Genomic DNA, 21,828 nt, shown 5'->3' with positions numbered 1-21,828 from the left:
TCGGGCCCCGCAGCAGCCTTCGGCGGACTCAGTATGCGGGGGTCCGTCCGGGCAGCGGTTATGGCAGATTGGGGGCCGAGCTGGAATCCGGGGCGGGGGTGACAGGCGACAGCCCGGCGGCTATTGCCCTTGCGGGGGCAACGGCAGGAGCAGCGCTTAGGGCATGGACATCGTCTTCGTCGGCGCCGGACTTGCCAATTGCCTTATGGCGGCGCGCCTCGCGGCCCAGCGTCCCGGCCTTCACATGCTGCTGCTGGAAGCCGGCGAGAGCGTGGGCGGCAATCACAGCTGGTCCTGCCACGACAGCGATCTCACTGCCGCGCAGCGCGCCTTCCTCGCTCCCTTCCAGAGCTATCTCTGGGCCGGACACGGGGTGCATTTTCCCGCTTTCTCGCGCACGCTCAAAGGCGGCTACGCCACCATTTCCTCCGAGCGCATGGCCGAGGTGATGAATGAGCGCCTGTGCGCCGCCATCCGCACCAATGCCCGCGTCGCCCATGTGGCGCCCGACCACGTGGTGCTGGAGGGCGGCGAGCGCATCGACGCCCGCGCCGTGGTGGACGGGCGCGGCCCACTCGCCTCGCGCCATCTCGACCTCGGCTACCAGACCTTCCTGGGGCAGGAACTGCGTCTGTCGCGGCCCCATGGCCTCACCCGCCCCATCATCATGGATGCGCGGGTGGAGCAGCTGGGCGGTTACCGCTTCGTCTATGTGCTGCCGCTGGACGACGACACGCTGCTGGTGGAAGACACTTATTATGCCGACGGCCCGGACCTTCCCGCCCATGCCTTGCGCGGCCGCATTTCCGCCTATGCCGCAGCGCAGGGCTGGGCCGTGGATTATGTGGTGCGGGAGGAGGACGGCATCTTGCCGATAGCGTTGGGCGGCGACATCGACGCCTTTCTTGCCGAGACGCCTTCGGGCGTCGCGCCCGCCGGACTGCGGGCAGGCCTGTTCCACCCCACCACCGGCTACAGCCTGCCCGACGCCATGGCCCTGGCCGACTCGGTGAGCGCGCTTGCCGACCTTTCCGGCCCCGCGCTTTCGGCGGCAGTGCGCAGCCATGCGGCGGCGGCGTGGAACGGGCGCGGCTTCTTCCGCCTGCTCAACCGCATGCTGTTCCGCGCTGCCGATCCGGAGCGGCGCTATGCCATTCTCCAGCGCTTCTACGGGCTGTCGGAAGACCTGATCGCCCGTTTCTACGCCGATCGCCTCACCCTTGCCGACAAGGCGCGCATCCTTTCGGGCCGCCCACCCGTATCGGTGTTCAGGGCGCTCTCCTGCCTTGTTGAGACGAAAGCCGCACCCGGTTCCCCATGATGCTCGATGCCACCAAGACCATCCGCCGCGCCGCCGTCATCGGGTCCGGCTTCGGCGGGCTCTCCCTCGCCATCCGCCTGCAGGCGGCGGGCATCCGCACCACCGTGTTCGAGCAGCGGGACAAGCCCGGTGGACGCGCCTACGTCTATGAGCAGGACGGCTTCACCTTCGATGGCGGCCCCACCGTCATCACCGATCCCACCTGCCTGGAAGAGGTGTTCGCCGCCGCCGGCCGCAAGCTGTCCGACTATGTGGAGCTGATGCCGGTCTCGCCGTTCTACCGGCTGCTGTGGCCGGACGGCCGGCAGTTCGACTATGTGAACGATCAGGCCTCGCTCGACGCCCAGATCGCCACCTTCGATAAGGCGGACGTGGAGGGCTATCGCCGTTTCCTTGCTTATTCGCAGGCTGTCTTCGAGGAGGGTTATCTCAAGCTCGGCGCGGTGCCGTTCCTCGAATTCTCCAGCATGATGAAGGCCGCGCCCAAGCTGGTGAAGCTGGAAGCCTGGCGCTCGGTCTATGCCATGGTTTCGCGCTTCATCCGCGACGATCACCTGCGGCAGGCCTTCTCGTTCCATTCCCTGCTGGTGGGGGGCAATCCCTTCTCCACCTCGTCCATCTATGCCCTCATCCATGCGCTGGAGCGCAAGTGGGGCGTGTTCTTCCCCCGCGGGGGAACCGGCGCCCTGGTGCGCGGCATGGTCAAGCTGTTCACCGACCTCGGCGGCGAGATCCGCCTCTCCAGCCCGGTGGACGAGATCGTGGTGGAGGGCCAGCGCGCCACCGCCGTGAAGCTCAGGAGCGGCGAGACCCTGCCGTTCGACCTCGTCGCCTCCAATGCGGACGTGGTGCACACCTATCGCCACCTTCTGCGCGGGGCGGCGCGCGGCCGCTCGGAAGGCGCGCGGCTGGCCAAGACGCGCCATTCCATGTCGCTGTTCGTCACCTATTTCGGGGCGCGGCGCACCTGGGACCATCTCCAGCACCACACGGTGCTGTTCGGTCCGCGCTATCGGGGCCTCGTGGACGAGATCTTCAAGGGCCCGAACCTTCCCGACGACTTCTCGCTCTATCTCCACGCGCCCACCGTGACAGACAAATCGCTGGCGCCGGAAGGCTGCACCGCCTTCTACGTGCTCTCGCCGGTGCCGCATCTGGGCAAGGCGGACATCGACTGGGAGGTGGAAGGCCCGCTCTATCGCGACCGCATCCTCGCCCATCTGGAACAGCGGCTGCTGCCGGGGCTGCGCGACAGCCTCGTCACCTCGCGCATCCTCACCCCCTTCGGCTTCCGCGACGAACTGTCCGCCCATCAGGGCTCGGCCTTCTCGGTAGAACCGCTCCTCACCCAGTCAGCGTGGTTCCGGCCGCACAACCGCGATGCCAAGATTGCCAACCTCTATTTCGCCGGGGCCGGCACCCATCCGGGGGCGGGCGTGCCGGGGGTGGTGGGCTCGGCCAAGGCCACGGCGCGGCTCATCCTCGCGGATCTGGGCGTGACGCCGCGATGAGCACGCCTGCGCCTACCGTCCTCGGTGCCAGCGAGGAGGCCATAAACAAGGGCTCCAAGAGCTTCGCCGCCGCCGCGCGCCTGTTCGGCCCGCGCATGCGGGAAGACGCGGTGATGCTCTATGCCTGGTGCCGCCACTGCGACGACGTGGTGGACGGGCAGGAACTGGGGCACGGGCGTGTCTCCAGCGCCGCCTCGCCCGCCGAGCGGCTCGATGGCCTCTATGAGGAGACCCGCAACGCCTATCGCGGCGCGCCCTCCGCCCATCCGGCCTTCGCCGCCTTCGCCGAGGTGGTGAAGCGCAACGACATTCCCGAGCGCTATCCCCTCCAACTGCTGGAGGGCTTCCGCATGGACGTGGAAGGCCGGCGCTACGACACCCTCGATGACACGCTCACCTATTGCTACCACGTGGCCGGCGTGGTGGGCGTGATGATGGCTCTCATCATGGGCGCGCGGGATGAAGTGGTGCTGGACCGGGCGAGCGACCTCGGCCTCGGCTTCCAGCTCACCAACATCGCCCGCGACGTGATGGAGGATGCCGCCATCGGCCGCATCTACCTGCCGGCGGCCTTCCTCGCCGAGGCCGGCGTGCCGGAGGCGGACATCGCCGCGCCGGAGCACCGCGCGGCGGTGGCCGGCGTGGTGGCGCGGCTGCTCGACGTGGCCGAGCCCTATTACGACCAGGCCCTCATCGGCATGGCCGCCCTGCCGTTCCGCGCGGCGGCGGCGGTGGGCGCGGCGCGTGGCGTCTATCGCGCCATCGGCGTCGAGGTCCGCAAGCGCGGGCCGAAGGCGTGGGATACCCGCGTCTCCACCTCCACGGCCCAGAAGGCCGGCTTTCTCGCGGGTGGCCTCGCGCAGGCCCTCGCCACGCGGTTCAGAGGCGCGCCGCCGCCCCGTCCCGCGCATCTTTGGACGCGTCCCGCATGACCCACTTCGCCGTCGTCGCCCCGCCGCTGCCGGGCCATATCAATCCGTTGCTGGTGCTCGCCCGGGAGCTTACCGCGCGCGGCCATCGCGTCACCTTCGTGCACATGGCCGATGCCGCCCGCCTCGTCGCCGGCAAGGGTGCCGAGTTCGCGCCCGTGGGCGAGAAGGACTACCCGGCCGGGGCGCTCGACGCCTATGTGGCACGCCTTGCCGCGCCAACCGGCCTGTTCGGCCTGCTCGGCACCCTGAAGGTCACCGCGGCGCAGACCGACATGCTCTGCCGCGACCTGCCGGGCGTGCTGAAGGCCATCGGCGCCGACGCGGTAATCGCCGACCAGACCGAGGCGGCGGGCACGCTCGTGGCGCGCCACCTCGGTCTGCCCGTGGTCTCCACCGCCACCGCGCTGCCGCTGAACCGCGAGATCGGCGTGCCGCCGCCCTTCGTACCCTGGCCCTACGATGCCAGCGAGCAGGGGCTGGTTTGGAACAAGGGCGGCTACCGCATCACCGACTTTTTGATGCGGCCCATGCGCCGGGTGCTGGAACGCCACGGCGCGGTGTTCGGGCTCGATCCGTTCGCGGACGGTGGCTTCTCGCCGCTCCTGACCGTGGCGCAGATGCCGAAGGGGCTGGACTTTCCCCGCTCCGAACTGCCCGCGACCTTCCACTACGGCTCGCCCTGGCGCGACGGCGCCGCCGTGCCGCGCATGGATGTGGCCTTGCCGCACGTGGAGGGCATGCCGCTGCTGTTCTGCTCCCTCGGCACCTTGCAGGGCGGGCGGATCGACCTGTTCCACAAGGTGGCGTTCGCGGCGCGGGACGTGGGGGCGCGGCTCCTCATCGCCCATGGCGGCATGCTGTCCGATGCGGAGGCGGCCCAGCTCTCGGGCCTCGCCGAGGTGCGCTCTTTCGTGCCGCAGCAGGAGGTTCTGAAGCGCTGCGCCGCTGCCGTGCTCCACTGCGGCATGAACACTGTGCTGGACGCGCTGGCCGAGGGCGTGCCGCTGGTGGCCATGCCCATCGCTTTCGAGCAGCCGGCCACCGCCGCCCGCCTCGCCTATGCGGGCGTCGCCGAGGTGGTGCCGGCGGGCCGGGCGAGCCGCGTGCGCCTCGCGAATGCCTTGAAGGCGGTGCTCACGGTGCCGGATTATCGGCTTGCCGCACGGCGCATCGCCGACGAGATGGCGGACGGCGGCGGGGTGAAGCGCGCCGCCGACCTCATCGAGCAGGCGGTGGCGGGGACGGCCGCCTGAGCCGGTATAGCACCTGCCGCCGCAGCGGATGACCCACGGGGATGATCGGCAGGTCGAAATCCCCTTCTTCGTCCCGCGCCATGCCGAGCCGTTCCATCACGGCTCGTGAGCGGCGGTTGGCCGGCACGGTGATGGCGACGATCTCCGCGAGCCCCAGCGTATCGAAGCCGAAGGCGAGGGCCGCGCGCGCCGCCTCGGTGGCGTAGCCGTGGCCCCAGAAGGCGGGATCGAAGCGCCAGCCGATCTCCACCGCCGGGGTAAAGTGCTCGTCATAGGGCACGTGCACGAGGCCGGCATAGCCGGCGAAGTCTGTCACGCCGGGCGCCTCCACCACCCACAGGCCGAAGCCGTGGCGGGTGAAGTGCGCTTCGGCCCGCTCCGCCACCGCGTCGCTGGCGGCGCGGTCGGGCACCGGCATCAGGAATTCCATGGTGGCGGGGTTGGACTGCATGCGCCACAGGCCGTCGCGGTCTTGCTCGCGCCACGGGCGCAGCACCAGCCGTTCGGTGCGCAGGACCGGCGCCACCTCAGGCCCCCGGAATGCGGGCGCGCAGCCGTTCGGCGATCGCGCGACCAGCCACCTCGCGCCCCTCCAGCGCCTTAACGGAGCGGATGCCCAGTGCCGAGGTGAGGAAGATTTCCTCTGCCCGGCTCAGGTCCTCCACCGTCAACGGCCGTTCGCCGGCGCCCTCAGTCAGCACCGCCGCCCGCATGATGCCGGGCAGCACGCCTTCCGCCAGCGGCGGGGTGACGAGGTCGCCGCCGATCACCGCGAACAGGTTGGCGATGGAGGTCTCCGCCACGCCCTCGCGTGTATTGAGCAGTACGCCATCGTCCGCGCCGCGCCGGGCGGCCTCCTGCCGGGCGAGGATGTTGTCGAGGTAGTTCAGCGATTTCACCTGCGCCAGCGGCGAGCGATCATTGCGGCGGGTGCCCTGCGCGATCACGAGCCGCGCGGGCGGGGCCGGGGCGGGCAGGGGGGCGGCGGTGATGACGAGGGTGAGATTGGGCTCGGCCGGCGGCAGCACGCCCCGTGGGCCGGTGCCCCGGCTGAGGGTGAGGCGCAGCACGCCCTCCGTCAGATCGTTCGCCTCGGCCGTGGCGGCGAGGGCGGCGGAAAGATCGAGTGTCGGCAAGGGCAGGCCAAGCACCCCCGCGCCGGCGGCGAGGCGGGCGAGGTGGGCGTCCAGCCGCAGCACGGCGCCTTCGCGCACGCGCAGGGTCTCGAACAGGCCGTCGCCGAGGGTGAAGCCCCGGTCGAACGGGGAGAGGCGCGCATCGTCCTGCGCGACGAGGCCGGTGCCGAGCCAGAGCTTCACGATGTCTCCCCCGACAAGGCCCGCAGCATGGGCGAGAGCTTCACCAGGCTCTCCTCATATTCGTCCGCCGGATCGGAATCCGCCACGATGCCGCCGCCCGCCTGGGCCAGCAGCGTCTCCCCGGCCCGGGTGATGGTGCGGATGACGATGGAGGAATCCATCGCCCCGTCGAAGCCGATCCAGCACACCGAGCCGCAATAGACCCCGCGCGGCACCGGTTCCAGCTCGTGGATGATCTCCATGGCGCGGATCTTCGGCGCCCCCGTGATGGACCCGCCGGGAAAGCAGGCGGTGAGCAGGTCCACCGGGCCGAGGCCGTCTTTCAGCCGGCCTTCCACTACCGAGACCAGGTGATGCACGCTGGCGAAGGTCTCCAGCGCGCACAAAGCCGGTACCTTCACGCTGCCCACCTTGCAGACCCGCGAGAGGTCGTTGCGCAGCAGGTCCACTATCATCAGGTTTTCCGCCCGGTCCTTGGGCGAGGCGAGGAGGGCGGCGGCAAGCCGCGCATCCTCCTGCGGGTCCGGGCTGCGGCGGCGGGTGCCCTTGATGGGCCGCGTCTCCACCCGCCCGTCGGGATCGAGGGAGAGGAAGCGCTCCGGTGAGGCGCTGAGCACGGCAAGCTCCGGTCCGGCGCGCAGGAAGGCGGCGAAGGGGGAGGGGGAGAGCGCGCGCAGGCGAGCATAGAGGGCAAGATCGCTGAGCCCCTGGGGCCGCGCCGCGCGCATCTGCTGGGTGAGGTTGGCCTGGAAGATGTCGCCGGCGCCGATGTATTCGATCACCCGCGCGATGGCGGCTTCCACCTGGGCGCGCGGCTGCTCCGGCACGAAGCGGCCGGTGCGGGAAAAATCCGGCGCCGGCGCGATGGCGGGGGCCGTCTCCAGCCGGCGGCGGATCGCCTCGGCCCGGACCTGCGCGCGCGCCTTGGCGGCGGCGCCATGCTCCGGCCGGCCGGTGGAAACGATGTAGGCGCGGCGCTCCAGCCGGTCGAAGGCGAGCACCGTGTCGTAGAGGCCGAGAACCAGCTCGGGAATGGCCGGGGCTGCCGGGCGGGGGGCGGGCAGGCGCTCCAGATGGCGGCCCAGCTCATAGCCGAGATACCCCATGGCGCCGCCGCGAAACGGCACCGGGGAGGGTTCGGCCGGCGCCGCATTGGCGGCCAGCGCCACAGACAGAACCTCGAACGGAGTGCCGGGCACGAGCCGTCCGTCCACGCGCACGCCATCGGCCGCGCTGGTGATGACCTGGAACGGATCGGCCCCCAGATAGGACCAGCGTGCCCGCGCGTCCCCCTCCGCGGCGCTGTCGAGGAAGGCGCAATAGGGCGCATCGGCGAAGGCGTGGAGGACGGCGAACGGGTCGCGGTACGGAATTTCAACGATAAGCACGGCAGGGCGACCGATTCGAAACGCTGGGCACAAGATGGCGTCCCCGACCCCCGGGGGCAATGCGCGCGATGGTCCGGAGGGCGGCACCTGACGCGAAGCTACCCCATCGCTGCATGGCCGTCGTGTTTCGCCTGCGCGAAGCTGCCTTCCCACGATCAAGGCATGTGCTATGGCATTAATCACCAGCCGGCGGGCCTGCGCCCGGCCTTCAGAACCTGTCCCCGGAACGAGCCCCGCGTGTCCGCCCCGCCTGCCCTCCATCCCGCGCATCATGCGCCGGCCGTCTGGTTCCTGAAGGGGATGAGGGCGGGCATGTCCGTGCCTGCCATCGTGCTGTTCGCGAGCTATCTCGGCTTCGGCGCGGTGCTCCAGAGCGTGGGCTTCCCGATCGGGGCGGGGCTCGTCTCCACCCTGCTGGTGTGGGCGCTGCCGGCGCAGCTCATCCTGATCGGCGGCATCGCGGCGGGCACTGCCCTGCCGGCGGTGGCGCTGGCGGTGGCCATTTCCTCCATCCGGCTGCTGCCCATGGTGGTGTCGGTGGCGCCCTATATCCGCGGGCCGCGTCGCAACCTGTTCTGGGAGCTGGTGAGCGCCCATTACGTGGCCATGACCGTATGGCTGGAGGGCCTGCGCCTGCTGCCCCATCTGCCGGGCGAGGCGCGGCTGCCCTTCACCCTCGGGCTCGGCAACGTGCTGATCGCCATCAGCATGCTCGGCACACTGACCGGCTTTCTGGTGGCGGGCGAAGTGCCGACGCCGCTGGCGGCGGCCCTGCTGCTGCTGACCCCGCTGTCCTTCACTATCCTGATGGTGCGCAACGCCGCCCGGCCCACCGACTGGCTGGCGCTGGCGGCGGGGTTCTTCCTCATGCCGGTGACACTTGGGCTGGAAGGCGGTCTCGACCTGATGATCGCCGGCATCGGCGGCGGTACGTTCGCCTATGTGGCGGGCCGGCTGCTGGAGCGTCGGCGGGGGCAGTCATGACCGGCGCCCCCATGACCGAGGGCGCGGCGCTGCTCATCGTGCTGCTGGCGGGCTTCCTGCCCACCGAGATCTGGCGTTCGCTGGCGATTCTCGCGGGACGGCGGTTGGAGGAGGGCAGCCCGGTCTTCCACTGGGTGAAGGCGGTGGCCACCGCGCTGCTGGCCGCCGTGGTGGCGCGGCTGCTGTTCGCGCCGGCCGGAGCGCTCGCCGCCGTGCCGCTGCTGCTGCGGCTGGGCGCGGTGGTGGGCGGCGTGGCCGGCTTCCTCGCGTTGCGCCGTTCGGTGTTCGGCGGGGTGCTGGTGGGCGAACTTCTCTTGGTGGCCGGCATCCTGCTGTCCCATTGAAGTGCAGCAGGCACCAGGAAAGAACCGACCTCTGCCAAAAGAAAGGGCGCCCCGAGAGGCGCCCAAGGAGGTCATGAAGACCGGAACAAGGCCGGCCCAGCCTTTTGGCCGGGCCGGAGATGTTCGTCAGACCGAGTAGTACATCTCGAACTCGACCGGGTGCGGCGTCATTTCGAAACGCATCACTTCGGTCATCTTCAGCTCGATGTAGGACTCGATGAAGTCCTTCTGGAACACGTCGCCCTTGAGCAGATACTCGTGGTCGGCGGCGAGCGAATCCAGGGCCTCGCGCAGCGAGCCGCAGACCGTGGGGATCTGCTTCAGCTCAGCGGGGGGCAGGTCGTACAGGTCCTTGTCCATGGCCTGGCCGGGGTCGATCCGGTTGAGGATGCCGTCCATGCCGGCCATGAACAGGGCCGCGAAGGCGAGGTAGGGGTTCGCGCCGGGATCGGGGAAGCGGACCTCGACGCGCTTGGCCTTCGGGTTGTTGGTGTAGGGGATGCGGCAGGACGCCGAGCGGTTGCGGGCCGAATAGGCCAGCAGCACCGGAGCCTCATAGCCCGGGACCAGGCGCTTGTAGGAGTTGGTCAGCGGGTTGGTGAAGGCGTTCAGCGACTTGGCATGCTTGATGATGCCGCCGATGTACCACAGGCAGTAGTCGGACAGGTCCGCATACTTGTCGCCGGCGAAGAGCGGCTTGCCGTCCTTCCAGATGGACTGGTGGACGTGCATGCCCGAGCCGTTGTCGCCGAAGACGGGCTTCGGCATGAAGGTCGCGGTCTTGCCGTAGATGTTGGCCACCTGGTGGATGCAGTACTTATAGACCTGCAGGTGGTCGGCCATGGTCACCAGCGAGCCGAACTTGAGGCCGAGCTCGTGCTGGGCGGAGGCCACCTCGTGGTGGTGCTTCTCCACCTTGGCGCCCATCTTGGCCATGGCGGCGAGCATCTCGGAGCGCATGTCCTGCGCCGAATCGATCGGCGGCACGGGGAAGTAGCCGCCCTTGGTCTTCACCCGGTGGCCGAGGTTGCCACCCTCATATTCGGTGTCGCCGTTGGTGGGCAGCTCGACCGAGTCGAGCTTGAAGCCCGTGTTGTACGGGTCCGCCTTGAAGCGCACGTCGTCGAAGATGAAGAACTCGGCCTCGGGGCCGAAATAGACGGCATCGCCGATGCCGGTGGACTTCGCATAGGCCTCGGCCTTGCGGGCGATGGAGCGGGGGTCGCGGCCGTAGGGCTGGTTGGTGGTCGGCTCCAGCACGTCGCAGACGATGGAGAGCGTGGTCTCGGCGAAGAACGGGTCAATGCAGGTGGTGGCCGGATCCGGCATCAGCAGCATGTCGGATTCGTTGATGGCCTTCCAGCCGGCGATGGACGAGCCGTCGAAGGCAGTGCCTTCGGTCAGGAACTCATCGTCGACCATGGAAATGTCGAAGGTAACATGCTGCCATTTTCCGCGCGGGTCGGTGAAGCGCAGATCGACGTATTTCACGTCCTCGCTCTTGATCAGGTCGAGGACGTCCTTGGCCGTCTTGATGGTCATGGGGGTATTACCTTTCTGCTGGCACGCAGGTTTTTATTGGACGCGTCAAATCGCGTCGAGGCCGGATTCGCCGGTGCGGATGCGGATCGCCTCCTCGATGGACGAAACGAAGATCTTTCCGTCTCCGATCCGTCCGGTCTGGGCCGCTCGGCGAATGGCGTCGACGGCCCGGTCTACCATATCGTCGGAGAGCACGACCTCGATTTTCACCTTGGGCAGGAAATCCACCACATATTCCGCGCCGCGATAAAGCTCGGTATGGCCCTTCTGCCTGCCGAAGCCCTTGGCCTCGGTTACCGTGATGCCTTGCAGTCCCACGTCCTGGAGGGCCTCTTTCACTTCATCGAGCTTGAAGGGCTTGATGATAGCCTCAATTTTCTTCATCCGGTCCGTCTCCCCTGGCCCGGCCACCGCCGCTGGTCGAGCCGGCAGCATTTAAGCAGGATGTATGCCATCCATACGCCTAAGTGCCTATGCGGACCAGAGCGTAAGGTGAGCCGTGTGTTGCTCATGAAATAGGCTTAATGACTTTAAATTAGGCGATTTATATCTTCATTGCGTGCGTTCGCTGAGTATCAACTGGGCATTAGAGAGGCAGGGCATCACGTGCACGCACTTCTCGATCCACAGGAAATGGGTCAGGCAGATCGACTCGCCACCGAAATGGGCACGCCGTCCTTCACGCTTATGGAGCGGGCGGGCACCGCGGTGGCCGACGTGGTGGCGCGGTTTCCGCTGCCGACCCGCGTCGTGGTCCTGTGCGGGCCGGGCAACAATGGCGGCGACGGTTTCGTTGCGGCACGGGTGCTGACGCAGCGGGGCTTCCGGGTACGGGTCGCCCTGCTGGGCGAGCGCGACAAGCTGGGAGGGGACGCAAGGCGCGCCGCCGAGCGCTGGCGCGGGCCGGTGGAGGAGCCGGCCGTCCTCGATCTCACCGAGGCCGGGGTGATCGTCGATGCCCTCTACGGTGCCGGCCTCGCCCGTGATCTCGACGGCGCGGCAAAGGCGCTGGTGATGCGCATGGCCGCCTCCGGCCGGCCCATCGTCGCCGTGGACCTGCCCTCCGGCCTCGACGGCGCCACCGGCAAGGTGCGTGGCGCGGCGGCGCAGGCGCAGGAGACGGTCACCTTCTTCCGTCGCAAGCCCGGCCACCTGCTGGAGCCGGGGCGTAGCCTGTGCGGGCGGGTGCGGGTGGCGGACATCGGGATTCCTGATGCGGTGCTGGATGTGATCAGGCCCGCCACCTCCGTGAACATGCCCGAGCTGTGGCGCCCGGCATTTCCGCTGCCGTCGGCGCTGGGCCACAAATATGATCGCGGCCATGCGGTGGTGGTCAGCGGCGGCGCCTGGACTTCGGGCGCCGCCCGCCTCTCGGCCCGCGGGGCATTCAGGGCCGGGGCCGGGCTGGTGACGGTGGCCCTGCCGCCGGACGCCCTGCCGCTGCATGCCGCCTCCTATGCCGCCATCATGCCCCGTCCCATGGCCTGCGACGACGACCTCGCCACCCTGCTCGCCGACCGGCGGCTCGGCACCGTGGTGCTGGGTCCGGGCCTCGGCATGGGGGCGGCGACGCGGGCAAAGATCGACATCGCCGCGCCGGGCCGGCGCCTCGTGCTGGATGCGGACGCGCTCACCTCCTACGCGGGCGTGCCCTGGGCGCTGGCGGACGTGGCTGCGCGCACGGCGGGCCTCATCATTACCCCCCACGAGGGCGAGTTCGCCCGTCTTTTCGCCGGGGATCGGGCGGTGCTGGAGGCGCCCTCCAAGCTGGCGCGCACCCGCGCCGCGGCGGCGCGGCTGGGCGCAGTGGTGGTGTTGAAGGGGGCGGATACGGTGGTCGCGGCGCCCGACGGACGCGCCGCCATCGCGGAAAATGCACCGCCCTGGCTCGCCACCGCGGGGGCCGGAGACGTGCTGGCCGGCATGGCGGGGGGCCTTCTGGCCCAGGCCATGCCGCCGTTCGAGGCCGCCGCGGCCGCCGTGTGGCTGCACGGGGAGGCCGCCCGCGTCGCCGGGCCGGGCCTCGTGGCCGACGATTTGCCGGAGGCGCTGCGCGAGGTCTACCGCCGGCTGTACGAAACGCTCGGGGTGCGGTGACCAGGATAGCCCGGGCCGTCCTGGTCACTCGCGGAAAATGCTCCGGGCCTCAGGCCGTCACTTCATAGGTCTTGGAGACCACCACCTCGCCGTCGCCGCCGCGCTGGCCGATGATGGACCAGGTGCCCGGCTGGGCGGCGCGGAACGCTACCCGCACTGTGGCCTTTGACGGCACCGGCACGGTGTCGTGCCACCACGGCCGCCAGCCGTCATAGACATTGTCCAGCAGCCGCACCGGATGGCCGGCGATATAGACCGACACCGGCGCGTCGAGGCTGTTCACCAGTGTCAGTACCACGCTCTTGCCGGCCTTCACGGTGCCGAGGGAGGCTGCCCCCGCGCCCGGCTTGTCGCCGATGGGCAGCTCGATGCGCAGGGCATCCTTGAGGGGGATCTCGGCCGGCAGGTCGTTGGGCGGCAGCGGCGCCGGCGCCCCGGTCGGTGGCGTGACGGCGGCGCCCACCGGGGTCACCACCGCCAGCCGGATGGGGTCCTGTGTGGTCTCGATCTCGATGATGGTGGCGTCGGCGTCGTCCAGCGTCGCCGCCACGTCCACCCGGCCGCCGGGGGCGATCTGGATGCGGCCGTCCTTCAGTTCGAAGGGCTCGGACACCGGCTGGCCGTCCACCGCGATGGCATAGCTCGCCGGCCCGCGAATCTTCAGGCGCAGGAACAGCGGGGTCGCGTTCACCAGCCGCAGCCGGGCGCGCCCGCCGGCCGGACCCTGGAAGGTGGGCGAGATAGCGCCGTTAACCGGGAAGATGGGCACCCCGCTCTCCGGCGGAAACGACTGGATGAACAACAGGTGGTCCGCCGCATAGGCCGAGGCGCCGGCCTCCTCCACCACCAGCGGGCCGGCAAGGGCGCGGCGGGCGAGGCTAGGCGAGGTCGCATGATACCAGAACGTGCCGGCATCCGTGGCCACGAGACTGAGGTTAGCGCTCTTGCCGGGCGCGACCGACGCCAGTGCGGGCGACCCCGCTGGCAGCCGCACGCCCTGCCAGGTCAGGGCGACGTTTTCTTTCAGGCTGTTGGCGAGGGTGACATTTAGTGTGCCGCCCTTCTTCACCCGCAGCACCGGGCCGGGGAGGGCACCGTTGAACAGGGCGAGCGGACCCGGTCCGGCCAGCTCAGGCAGGCTGCCTTCGGCGGCGGTGAGCGTCACCGGGGGGCTGGCCTGGGGGGCGGGGGGCACCGCCGCCGGCGCAGCGGCCGGCGATTGCGCGAGCGCCGGCACCAGCGCGCCCGCCGCGCCGGACAGGGAGAGGGCTGCAGCACCCTTGAGGACGGTGCGTCGGGAGGGAATCGGCGTCGTCACGCGGCGTCTCCTGGCAGGGTGCGTGGACCTTCATACGTGGCTGGAAAAAGGGCAAGCGGCTTTCCACCGCTGATTTTCACGGCCTGGTCGACAAGCTCGACCGCCGCCGGTCCGGACGATGCGGCGCAACGGCTTGCGGGACGGCGGCGCAAGCCCGGGGGCTACGGCCGGGGCAGATGGCGCGGCAGCTGCGCGGTCCATGGGATGGCGCCATTTTGTTGCTGCATGCGCGCGCCGTCATGATATAAGCCGCGACCCGATCCATGCGTGCACAGGCGTGCGCGTGCGGTCGAACCTCTATGGTGCGCGTCCCGGATCGCGCGTCTCCGATTGGGCGTTTCCGTGATGGAGCGTTTCCGTGACGGAGTGCTTCGGGGTCTGCCGTCCGGTGCTCCTGATGGCGCACCCGGCAGCGCGCGCCTTGCGGACGTGGCGGTCTCGCGGACGTAGCGGACTCGCGGGCGTGGCGGAACTGGTAGACGCGCGGGATTTAGGTTCCCGTGACGCAAGTCGTGGGGGTTCGAAACCCTCCGCCCGCACCACGTTTCCGGTTCGCCGGCCGCCGCGGAGGTTCGTTCGCCGCAAGGCGCGGGACGCACCGTGCGGCCTTTGGCGGGATGCCGGGGGATCTGCGGGGCCGAACCGGTTTTGAATGTTTTCCGCGCCATGCGCGACAGGATGTGAAGGCAAGACGATGCAGGTGACCGAGACCCAGGCCGATGGCCTCAAGCGCGCGTTCCGTGTGGTGGTGTCTGCCGCCGACCTCGGCGCCAAGGCCGATGCCAAGCTGGCCGAACTCAAGGGCCAGGTGAAGCTGAACGGCTTCCGCCCCGGCAAGGTGCCCGTGGCGCACCTCAAGCGCGTCTACGGCAAGTCCGTCATGTCCGAGGTGATCGAGCAGACGGTCAACGAGACCAACGGCAAGATCGTCGAGGAGCACGGCTTCAAGCTGGCGCTCCAGCCCAAGGTCAAGCTGCCCGAGGAAGATCCCCAGGCCCAGGGCCTGCTGGAAGGCGGCAAGGACCTCGCCTACGACCTCGAGATCGAGATCCTGCCCAAGATCGAGCTGGGCAACTTCAAGGACATCTCGGTGGAGAAGCTGGTGGTCGAGGTGTCCGACGCGGAGGTCGACGAGACCATCCAGCGCATCGCCGACGCCAACCGCCCCTTCGTCACCCGTGAAGGCGGCTACGCCGAGAATGGCGACCGCGTCACCATCGACTTCACCGGCTATGTGGACGGCGAGAAGTTCCCCGGCGGCGAGGGCCAGGACATCGACGTCCTGCTCGGTTCCAACGGCTTCATCCCCGGCTTCGAGGAGCAGCTGCTCGGCGTCTATGCCGGCGACAACCGCACCCTCAACGTGACCTTCCCCGAGGCCTACGCCGCCAAGGAACTGGCCGGCAAGGCAGCGACCTTTGAAGTGACTGTGAAGTCGGTGGCCGCCCCCGGCCCGCTCACCCTGGACGACGAGTTCGCCAAGACCCTCGGCCAGGAAAGCCTGGAGAAGCTCAAGGAGATGGTGCGCGCGCGCATCGCCAGCGAGCACGCCGGCGCCGCCCGCCAGAAGGTAAAGCGCGCCCTGCTCGACGCCCTCGACACCACCCACCAGTTCGCGGTGCCGGAAGGCCTCGTGGAGCAGGAATTCTTCGGCGTGTGGAGCCGGGTGCAGGAAGACCTCGCGGCCCAGAACCGCAGCTTCGCCGACGAGGGCACCACCGAGGAGGAAGCCCGCGCCGATTACCGCAAGATCGCCGAGCGTCGCGTGCGTCTCGGCCTGGTGCTTGCGGAAATCGGTGAGCGCAACAATATCCAGGTTTCTGAAGACGAGGTGACGCGCGCGGTTGTGGAACGGGCCCGCCAGTTCCCCGGCCAGGAGCAGCAGGTGTGGGAATATTACCGCCGCACCCCCGAAGCCCTGGCCTCCGTTCGCGCCCCCCTGTTCGAGGAGAAGGTCGTTGATTTCCTCCTGGAGCTCGCCAACGTGACCGAGAAGACGGTGACGCGGGAAGAGCTCTACAAGGAGGAAGAGGACGACGAGAAGGCGGCCTGAGGGCCAAAGTCCGCCTTCGTCCTGCGACGATATTGCGCGGCACGCCCCCCGGGGCGTGCCATCGCCCGCGCCCCGAGGACTGACGATGCGTGATCCTGTCGATACTTATATGAATTATCTCATTCCCATGGTGGTCGAGCAGACCAACCGCGGGGAGCGGTCCTACGACATCTTTTCCCGCCTCCTGAAGGAGCGCATCATCTTCCTGACCGGCCCGGTCGAGGACGGCATGTCCACCCTCGCGGTGGCGCAGCTGCTGTTCTTGGAAGCGGACAATCCGAAGAAGGAAATCTCGATGTACATCAACTCCCCCGGGGGAGTGGTGACATCGGGCCTCGCCATCTACGACACCATGCAGTTCATCAAGCCTGCGGTGTCCACGCTCTGCATCGGCCAGGCCGCCTCCATGGGCTCGCTGCTGCTGACCGCCGGCGAGAAGGACATGCGCTTCGCCCTGCCCAACGCCCGAATCATGGTGCACCAGCCGTCGGGCGGCTTCCAGGGTCAGGTCACGGACATCATGCTGCACGCCCAGGAGATCCTGAACCTGAAGCGCCGGCTGAATGAAATCTATGTGAAGCACACTGGCCGCTCGATGGACAAGATCGAGGACGCGCTGGAGCGCGACAACTTCATGACCGCAAAGGCCGCACTGGACTTCGGTCTCATCGATGCCGTGATCGATCAGCGCCCCACCGACGACACCTCCAAGGCGGCGTGATCGGGAGCCGCGCGACGGGGGTTCTCGTATTGCCCCCCTTGCGTGCGGTGCAAGATCGCGCTTGCATGTCGTTAAGCCGGCATCGGATGCCGCGTATCCGGCCCTCGCCCCAAAAGGCGGGGGCCGCTGCGTTCAGGGGTCTTCACATTTCGGCAGGACCCCCGGGATCACGATGCGGCCGACGGCGCGATGAAGGCGCGGCGGGTCCGGATGGTCGTATTCCGGCGCTTCGTCACCTGGGGAATGTCGCTTCCCCGCCTTGATCGTGTCGCCTCGGGGTGATTGGCTCTCATGAACCGATCACCGTTTCGGGATTGGCTGGAAATTTGCATGGTCCAATCCCCATATGTGACGCTAGCGTGATGGGCGCGTTTCGTGTCCGGATCGGTAGATGGTAGGAGACGAAGATGAGCAAGACCGGCGGCAGCGACAGCAAGAACACGCTTTATTGCTCGTTCTGCGGCAAGAGCCAGCACGAGGTCAGGAAGCTCATCGCCGGACCGACTGTGTTCATCTGCGACGAATGCGTCGAGTTGTGCATGGACATCATCCGGGAAGAGTCGAAGTCCTCTCTGGTGAAGTCGCGGGATGGCATCCCGACCCCGAAGGAGATCCGCAAGGTCCTCGATGACTATGTCATCGGCCAGGATCACGCGAAGAAGGTCCTCTCCGTTGCGGTGCACAATCACTACAAGCGCCTCAACCACGCCACCAAGCACGGCGACGTGGAGCTCGCGAAGTCCAACATCCTGCTGATCGGGCCCACCGGCTCCGGCAAGACGCTGCTCGCGCAGACCCTGGCGCGCATCCTCGACGTGCCCTTCACCATGGCCGACGCCACCACGCTGACCGAAGCCGGCTACGTGGGTGAGGACGTGGAGAACATCATTCTCAAGCTGCTCCAGGCTGCCGACTACAATGTCGAGCGGGCGCAGCGCGGCATCGTCTACATCGACGAGATCGACAAGATCAGTCGCAAATCCGACAATCCCTCCATCACCCGCGACGTGTCGGGCGAGGGTGTGCAGCAGGCGCTGCTGAAGATCATGGAAGGCACGGTGGCCTCGGTGCCTCCCCAGGGCGGCCGCAAGCATCCCCAGCAGGAATTCCTGCAGGTGGACACCACCAATATCCTGTTCATCTGCGGCGGCGCCTTCGCCGGCCTCGACAAGATCATCTCCTCGCGCTCGAAGGGGTCCACCTCCATCGGCTTCCAGGCCAAGGTGGCCCCGCCCGAGGATCGCCGCCCCGGCGAGGTGTTCCGCGAGGTGGAGCCCGAGGATCTGCTGAAGTACGGCCTGATCCCCGAGTTCATCGGGCGTCTGCCGGTCCTGGCGACGCTGGGTGACCTCGACGAGGAGGCCCTGAAGAAGATCCTCTCCGAGCCGAAGAACGCGCTGGTGAAGCAGTACCAGCGCCTGTTCGAGATGGAGAATGTGGACCTGACCATCCACGAGGAGGCTCTCGGCGCCATCGCCCGCAAGGCGATCGAGCGCAAGACCGGCGCCCGTGGCCTCCGGTCCATCATGGAGAGCATCCTCCTCGACACCATGTTCGACCTCCCCGGCCTTGAAGGGGTGGAAGAGGTGGTGATCTCGCGGGAGGTGGTCGAGCAGAGTGCGCGTCCGCTTTATATTTACGCGGACCGTGTCGGCGACGCCGGCGCCAGTGCGTGACGGCGTCCGCCCCACAGCCCGCCCCCGGCCTCGCGGCATGGGGGCAGGCCGGGGCATGGTCCGAAAGTCGGGCCAGACAGGGGGGAAGACGGAACGCGCTCCGGCACTGTTCCGCCCTCACCCGAACCCGGTAAACGGGGTGCCCTTGAAACGGGCAGGTTGCGTGTCCATTTACTTTTCGACAGTTCCGGTCTCGGGGGTCGGACCTCGTGCCTCCTGCGGTTCACGCCGCTTCAGCATTGAAATTCCACGCCCGTCTCCGGCCGCGTGCACGCGCGGCAACGCTCAGTTGTGCGTTTTTCCAGCGCGTGTACTTCTTGAAAGGATTGCGTCATGACGAGCCAGAAGCCGCGCCCGCCGCTCGTTGCCGGGGTGTCCCAGACCTACCCGGTCCTGCCTCTTCGGGACATCGTGGTTTTTCCACATATGATTGTTCCCCTGTTCGTGGGGCGCGAGAAGTCCATCCGCGCCCTCGAAGAGGTCATGCGCGGCGATACCTACATCCTCCTCGCCACCCAGGAGAACGCCTCGGACGACGATCCCGCCGCCGAAGCCATCTTCTCCGTGGGCACGCTCGCGACCGTCCTGCAGCTGCTGAAGCTGCCCGACGGCACCGTGAAGGTGCTGGTGGAGGGTGTTAGCCGCGCCCAGGTGACCCGCTACACCGAGCGTACCGATCTCTATGAAGCCGAGGCTATCACCCTCGACGACGAGAGCGGCGACCAGGTGGAGGCCGAGGCGCTCGCGCGCTCGGTGGTCACCGAGTTTGAGAATTATGTGAAGCTCAACAAGAAGGTGTCGCCGGAGGTGGTGGGCGTCGTCAGCCAGATCGACGACCACTCCAAGCTCGCCGACACCGTCGCCTCGCACCTCGCCGTGAAGATCCCGGAGAAGCAGGGCGTCCTGGAGATGCTCAAGGTCGCCGACCGCCTGGAGAAGGTGCTCGGCCTGATGGAGAGCGAGATCTCCGTCCTGCAGGTGGAAAAGCGCATCCGCACCCGCGTCAAGCGGCAGATGGAGAAGACCCAGCGCGAGTACTACCTAAACGAGCAGATGAAGGCGATCCAGAAGGAGCTTGGCGACGAGGACGGCAAGGACGACCTGCAGGAGCTGGAAGACCGCATCAAGCGCACCAAGCTCACCAAGGAAGCCCGCGAAAAGGCCACCCACGAGCTGAAGAAGCTGCGTCAGATGTCGCCCATGTCGGCGGAAGCCACCGTGGTGCGCAACTACCTGGACTGGCTGCTGTCGATCCCGTGGGGCGTGAAGAGCAAGGTCAAGAAGGACCTGCCCTTCGCCCAGCAGATCCTCGACAGCGACCACTACGGCCTCGACAAGGTCAAGGAGCGCATCGTCGAGTATCTCGCCGTGCAGAGCCGCGCCAACAAGCTCACCGGGCCCATCCTGTGCCTCGTCGGCCCCCCCGGCGTGGGCAAGACCTCGCTCGGCAAGTCCATCGCCAAGGCGACGGGCCGTGAGTTCGTGCGCGTCGCTCTGGGCGGCGTGCGGGACGAGGCGGAGATCCGCGGTCACCGGCGGACCTACATCGGGTCCATGCCGGGCAAGATCATCCAGTCCATGCGCAAGGCCAAGAAGTCGAACCCGCTCTTCCTGCTGGATGAGATCGACAAGATGGGCGCCGATTTCCGCGGCGATCCGTCCTCGGCCCTGCTCGAGGTGCTGGATCCGGAGCAGAACCACACCTTCGCCGACCACTATCTGGAGGTGGACTACGACCTTTCGAACGTCATGTTCGTGACCACGGCGAACACGCTGAACATCCCGCCGGCCCTTCTGGACCGCATGGAGGTGATCCGCATCGCTGGCTACACCGAGGACGAGAAGGTGGAGATCGCGCGCAAGCACCTTCTGCCCAACTCGCTCGGCAAGCATGGCCTGACGCCGAAGGAGTTCACCATCGACGACGGTGCGCTGCTCCAGCTGGTCCGCCGCTACACGCGGGAAGCCGGTGTGCGTAACCTCGAGCGCGAGATCTCCACGCTGGCCCGCAAGGCGGTGAAGGAGCTGGTGCTGTCGAAGAAGAAGTCGGTGAAGGTGACCGCCAAGAACCTTGAGGACTTCCTCGGCGTGCCGCGTTACCGGTACGGCGAGGTGGAGACCGAGGACCAGGTGGGTGTCGTCACCGGCCTCGCCTGGACCGAGGTGGGCGGCGAGCTGCTGACCATCGAAGGCCTCATGATGCCCGGCAAGGGCAAGATGACGGTCACCGGCAACCTGCGCGACGTGATGAAGGAATCGATCTCGGCGGCGGCGTCCTACGTGCGCTCGCGGGCGGTCGATTTCGGCATCGAGCCGCCATTGTTCGAGCGGCGCGACATTCACGTCCATGTGCCGGAAGGTGCCACTCCGAAGGACGGCCCGTCCGCCGGTGTCGCCATGGCCACGGCCATCGTCTCGGTGATGACCGGCATCGCGGTGCGCCGCGATGTGGCCATGACGGGTGAGATCACCCTGCGGGGCCGGGTGCTGCCCATCGGCGGCCTCAAGGAGAAGCTCCTTGCGGCCCTGCGCGGTGGCATCAAGAAGGTGCTGATCCCCGAGGAGAACGCCAAGGACCTGGCGGACATCCCGGCCAACGTGAAGAACGCGCTGGAGATCGTTCCGGTCTCCCGCATGGACGAGGTGCTCGCCAATGCGCTCGTTCGCCCGCCGGTTCCGATCACCTGGGAAGAGCGCCCGGTGAACGCCCCGGTGCCGGGCGAGGAGACCCCCGGCGTGGTCGCCCACTGACGAAAGATCTGGCCGGATTGCCCGCAAACCGGCCAGATTGAAGCGTTTTCCAGCGAAAAGAGAGGGCGTGTTGCCGCTTCCCCCCATCAAGCCGGGGGAGCGGCGCACGCCCTTAATCTTTTCAATGCCTTAGCGATCGGTCTCACGCCGCCGGAGTAACCCGTTTTCCCCCGTTTGTTCGCAGGCGCACAGTGGGAAATCGTGCATTGGTGCGGGTTTGACGCCGATCGCGCTTGCAAAAGCCTTATTTTCCGTGATGCTCGCGCCGTTCGTGAGGGCTTGAGCCTGCACGATTCGCGTTCTGACAACGGAAGGAAAGGTCAGATGACCACCAAGAACGAACTGATCGCCGCGGTGGCCGAAGAGGCGAAGCTGACGAAGACGGCCGCGGCTGCGGCTGTGGACGCCACCTTCGACATCATCGCCAAGGCGCTGCAGGAAGGCGAGGAAGTCAAGCTGATCGGTTTCGGCAGCTTTTCCGTGGTGACGCGCGCCGCGCGCGAAGGCCGCAATCCCCGCACCGGCAAGCCTGTCAAGATCAAGGCTTCCAAGGCTCCGAAGTTCACCCCCGGCAAGGGCCTGAAGGAAGCCGTCAACGGCTGATCGGCCCCCGGGTCC

Annotated in this window: 18 protein-coding genes and 1 tRNA gene; 13 read left to right on the top strand and 6 right to left on the bottom strand. The window is 68.0% G+C overall.

The genetic code is table 11. The annotated features are described in order from the left end of the window. The first annotated feature begins 163 nt into the window (after window positions 1-163). Genes crtY through V5F66_RS14375 form a run of 4 tightly spaced genes read left to right on the top strand, consistent with a single transcriptional unit; the run spans window position 164 to window position 5,017 of the window. The gene (gene crtY, locus V5F66_RS14390; RefSeq protein ID WP_394094097.1) at window positions 164-1,321 is read left to right on the top strand and encodes a lycopene beta-cyclase CrtY; all 1,158 of its coding nucleotides are present in this window, start codon (window positions 164-166) and stop codon (window positions 1,319-1,321) included. Then, window positions 1,318-2,832 (top strand): phytoene desaturase, encoded by a 1,515-nt coding sequence (locus V5F66_RS14385; RefSeq protein ID WP_394094096.1) that lies wholly within the window; start codon window positions 1,318-1,320, stop codon window positions 2,830-2,832. The genes crtY and V5F66_RS14385 overlap by 4 nt, the downstream gene beginning before the upstream one ends. Next, window positions 2,829-3,764, top strand: coding sequence for a phytoene/squalene synthase family protein (locus V5F66_RS14380; protein WP_394094095.1), 936 nt, complete (start codon window positions 2,829-2,831; stop codon window positions 3,762-3,764). Before V5F66_RS14385 ends, V5F66_RS14380 begins: the two co-directional genes overlap by 4 nt. Continuing rightward, a complete protein-coding gene (locus tag V5F66_RS14375; RefSeq protein ID WP_394094094.1) occupies window positions 3,761-5,017 on the top strand; it encodes a glycosyltransferase in 1,257 nt (418 codons plus the stop codon). The genes V5F66_RS14380 and V5F66_RS14375 overlap by 4 nt, the downstream gene beginning before the upstream one ends. Here V5F66_RS14375 and V5F66_RS14370 read toward each other — a convergent pair. From V5F66_RS14370 to pabB, 3 genes are read right to left on the bottom strand one after another with little or no spacing between them, the layout of a single operon-like run. Then, on the bottom strand, window positions 4,983-5,543 hold the full coding sequence (locus tag V5F66_RS14370) for a GNAT family N-acetyltransferase (RefSeq protein ID WP_012115555.1): 561 nt from the start codon (window positions 5,541-5,543) through the stop codon (window positions 4,983-4,985). The two genes, V5F66_RS14375 and V5F66_RS14370, sit on opposite strands and share 35 nt — an antisense overlap. Before the next feature lies 1 nt (window position 5,544). Then, a complete protein-coding gene (locus tag V5F66_RS14365; protein ID WP_394094093.1) occupies window positions 5,545-6,336 on the bottom strand; it encodes an aminotransferase class IV in 792 nt (263 codons plus the stop codon). Next, window positions 6,333-7,724, bottom strand: coding sequence for an aminodeoxychorismate synthase component I (pabB, locus tag V5F66_RS14360; protein WP_394094092.1), 1,392 nt, complete (start codon window positions 7,722-7,724; stop codon window positions 6,333-6,335). The genes V5F66_RS14365 and pabB overlap by 4 nt, the downstream gene beginning before the upstream one ends. A gap of 312 nt (window positions 7,725-8,036) precedes the next feature. On the opposite strand from pabB, the gene V5F66_RS14355 reads away from it, so the two are divergent. Further along, the gene (locus V5F66_RS14355; RefSeq protein ID WP_394094091.1) at window positions 8,037-8,708 is read left to right on the top strand and encodes an AzlC family ABC transporter permease; all 672 of its coding nucleotides are present in this window, start codon (window positions 8,037-8,039) and stop codon (window positions 8,706-8,708) included. Beyond that, complete coding sequence (locus tag V5F66_RS14350) at window positions 8,705-9,052, top strand: AzlD domain-containing protein (RefSeq protein ID WP_394094090.1); 348 nt, start codon at window positions 8,705-8,707, stop codon at window positions 9,050-9,052. The genes V5F66_RS14355 and V5F66_RS14350 overlap by 4 nt, the downstream gene beginning before the upstream one ends. 126 nt (window positions 9,053-9,178) lie before the next feature. Here the strand turns inward: V5F66_RS14350 and glnA are convergent, their stop codons facing one another. Then, complete coding sequence (glnA, locus tag V5F66_RS14345) at window positions 9,179-10,588, bottom strand: type I glutamate--ammonia ligase (protein ID WP_041577350.1); 1,410 nt, start codon at window positions 10,586-10,588, stop codon at window positions 9,179-9,181. Window positions 10,589-10,639: 51 nt separating this feature from the next. After that, window positions 10,640-10,978 carry a P-II family nitrogen regulator gene (locus V5F66_RS14340; protein WP_012115561.1) on the bottom strand — a complete coding sequence of 113 codons (339 nt, stop codon included), beginning with the start codon at window positions 10,976-10,978 and terminating at the stop codon, window positions 10,640-10,642. Between the two features lie 222 nt (window positions 10,979-11,200). Here V5F66_RS14340 and V5F66_RS14335 point away from each other — a divergent pair, with 222 nt between their 5' ends. Beyond that, window positions 11,201-12,691: an NAD(P)H-hydrate dehydratase gene (locus V5F66_RS14335; RefSeq protein WP_394094089.1), complete on the top strand. Its 1,491-nt coding sequence runs from the start codon at window positions 11,201-11,203 to the stop codon at window positions 12,689-12,691. 49 nt (window positions 12,692-12,740) lie between these two features. Here V5F66_RS14335 and V5F66_RS14330 read toward each other — a convergent pair whose 3' ends face one another. Next, entirely contained in the window at window positions 12,741-14,009 is a 1,269-nt protein-coding gene (locus V5F66_RS14330; protein WP_394006090.1) for a multicopper oxidase family protein, read from the bottom strand. Between the two features lie 457 nt (window positions 14,010-14,466). Here V5F66_RS14330 and V5F66_RS14325 point away from each other — a divergent pair. From V5F66_RS14325 to V5F66_RS14300, 6 genes are all read left to right on the top strand, one after another. Then, a tRNA-Leu gene (locus V5F66_RS14325) sits at window positions 14,467-14,551 on the top strand. 152 nt (window positions 14,552-14,703) lie between these two features. Then, entirely contained in the window at window positions 14,704-16,062 is a 1,359-nt protein-coding gene (tig, locus tag V5F66_RS14320; RefSeq protein WP_012115564.1) for a trigger factor, read from the top strand. 85 nt (window positions 16,063-16,147) lie between these two features. Next, entirely contained in the window at window positions 16,148-16,783 is a 636-nt protein-coding gene (locus tag V5F66_RS14315) for an ATP-dependent Clp protease proteolytic subunit (RefSeq protein WP_012115565.1), read from the top strand. 407 nt (window positions 16,784-17,190) lie between these two features. Next, window positions 17,191-18,459 (top strand): ATP-dependent Clp protease ATP-binding subunit ClpX, encoded by a 1,269-nt coding sequence (gene clpX / locus V5F66_RS14310; protein WP_012115566.1) that lies wholly within the window; start codon window positions 17,191-17,193, stop codon window positions 18,457-18,459. Window positions 18,460-18,792: 333 nt separating this feature from the next. Next, window positions 18,793-21,210: an endopeptidase La gene (lon, locus tag V5F66_RS14305; protein ID WP_012115567.1), complete on the top strand. Its 2,418-nt coding sequence runs from the start codon at window positions 18,793-18,795 to the stop codon at window positions 21,208-21,210. 324 nt (window positions 21,211-21,534) lie between these two features. After that, window positions 21,535-21,813, top strand: a complete 279-nt coding sequence (locus V5F66_RS14300; RefSeq protein ID WP_012115568.1) for an HU family DNA-binding protein — start codon at window positions 21,535-21,537, stop codon at window positions 21,811-21,813. The last annotated feature ends 15 nt before the right edge of the window (window positions 21,814-21,828 follow it).

The sequence above is a fragment of the Xanthobacter versatilis genome (assembly GCF_043193975.1).
Taxonomy (GTDB): Bacteria; Pseudomonadota; Alphaproteobacteria; order Rhizobiales; family Xanthobacteraceae; genus Xanthobacter; species Xanthobacter autotrophicus_E.
This window is presented reverse-complemented; position numbering and strand designations above follow the sequence as displayed.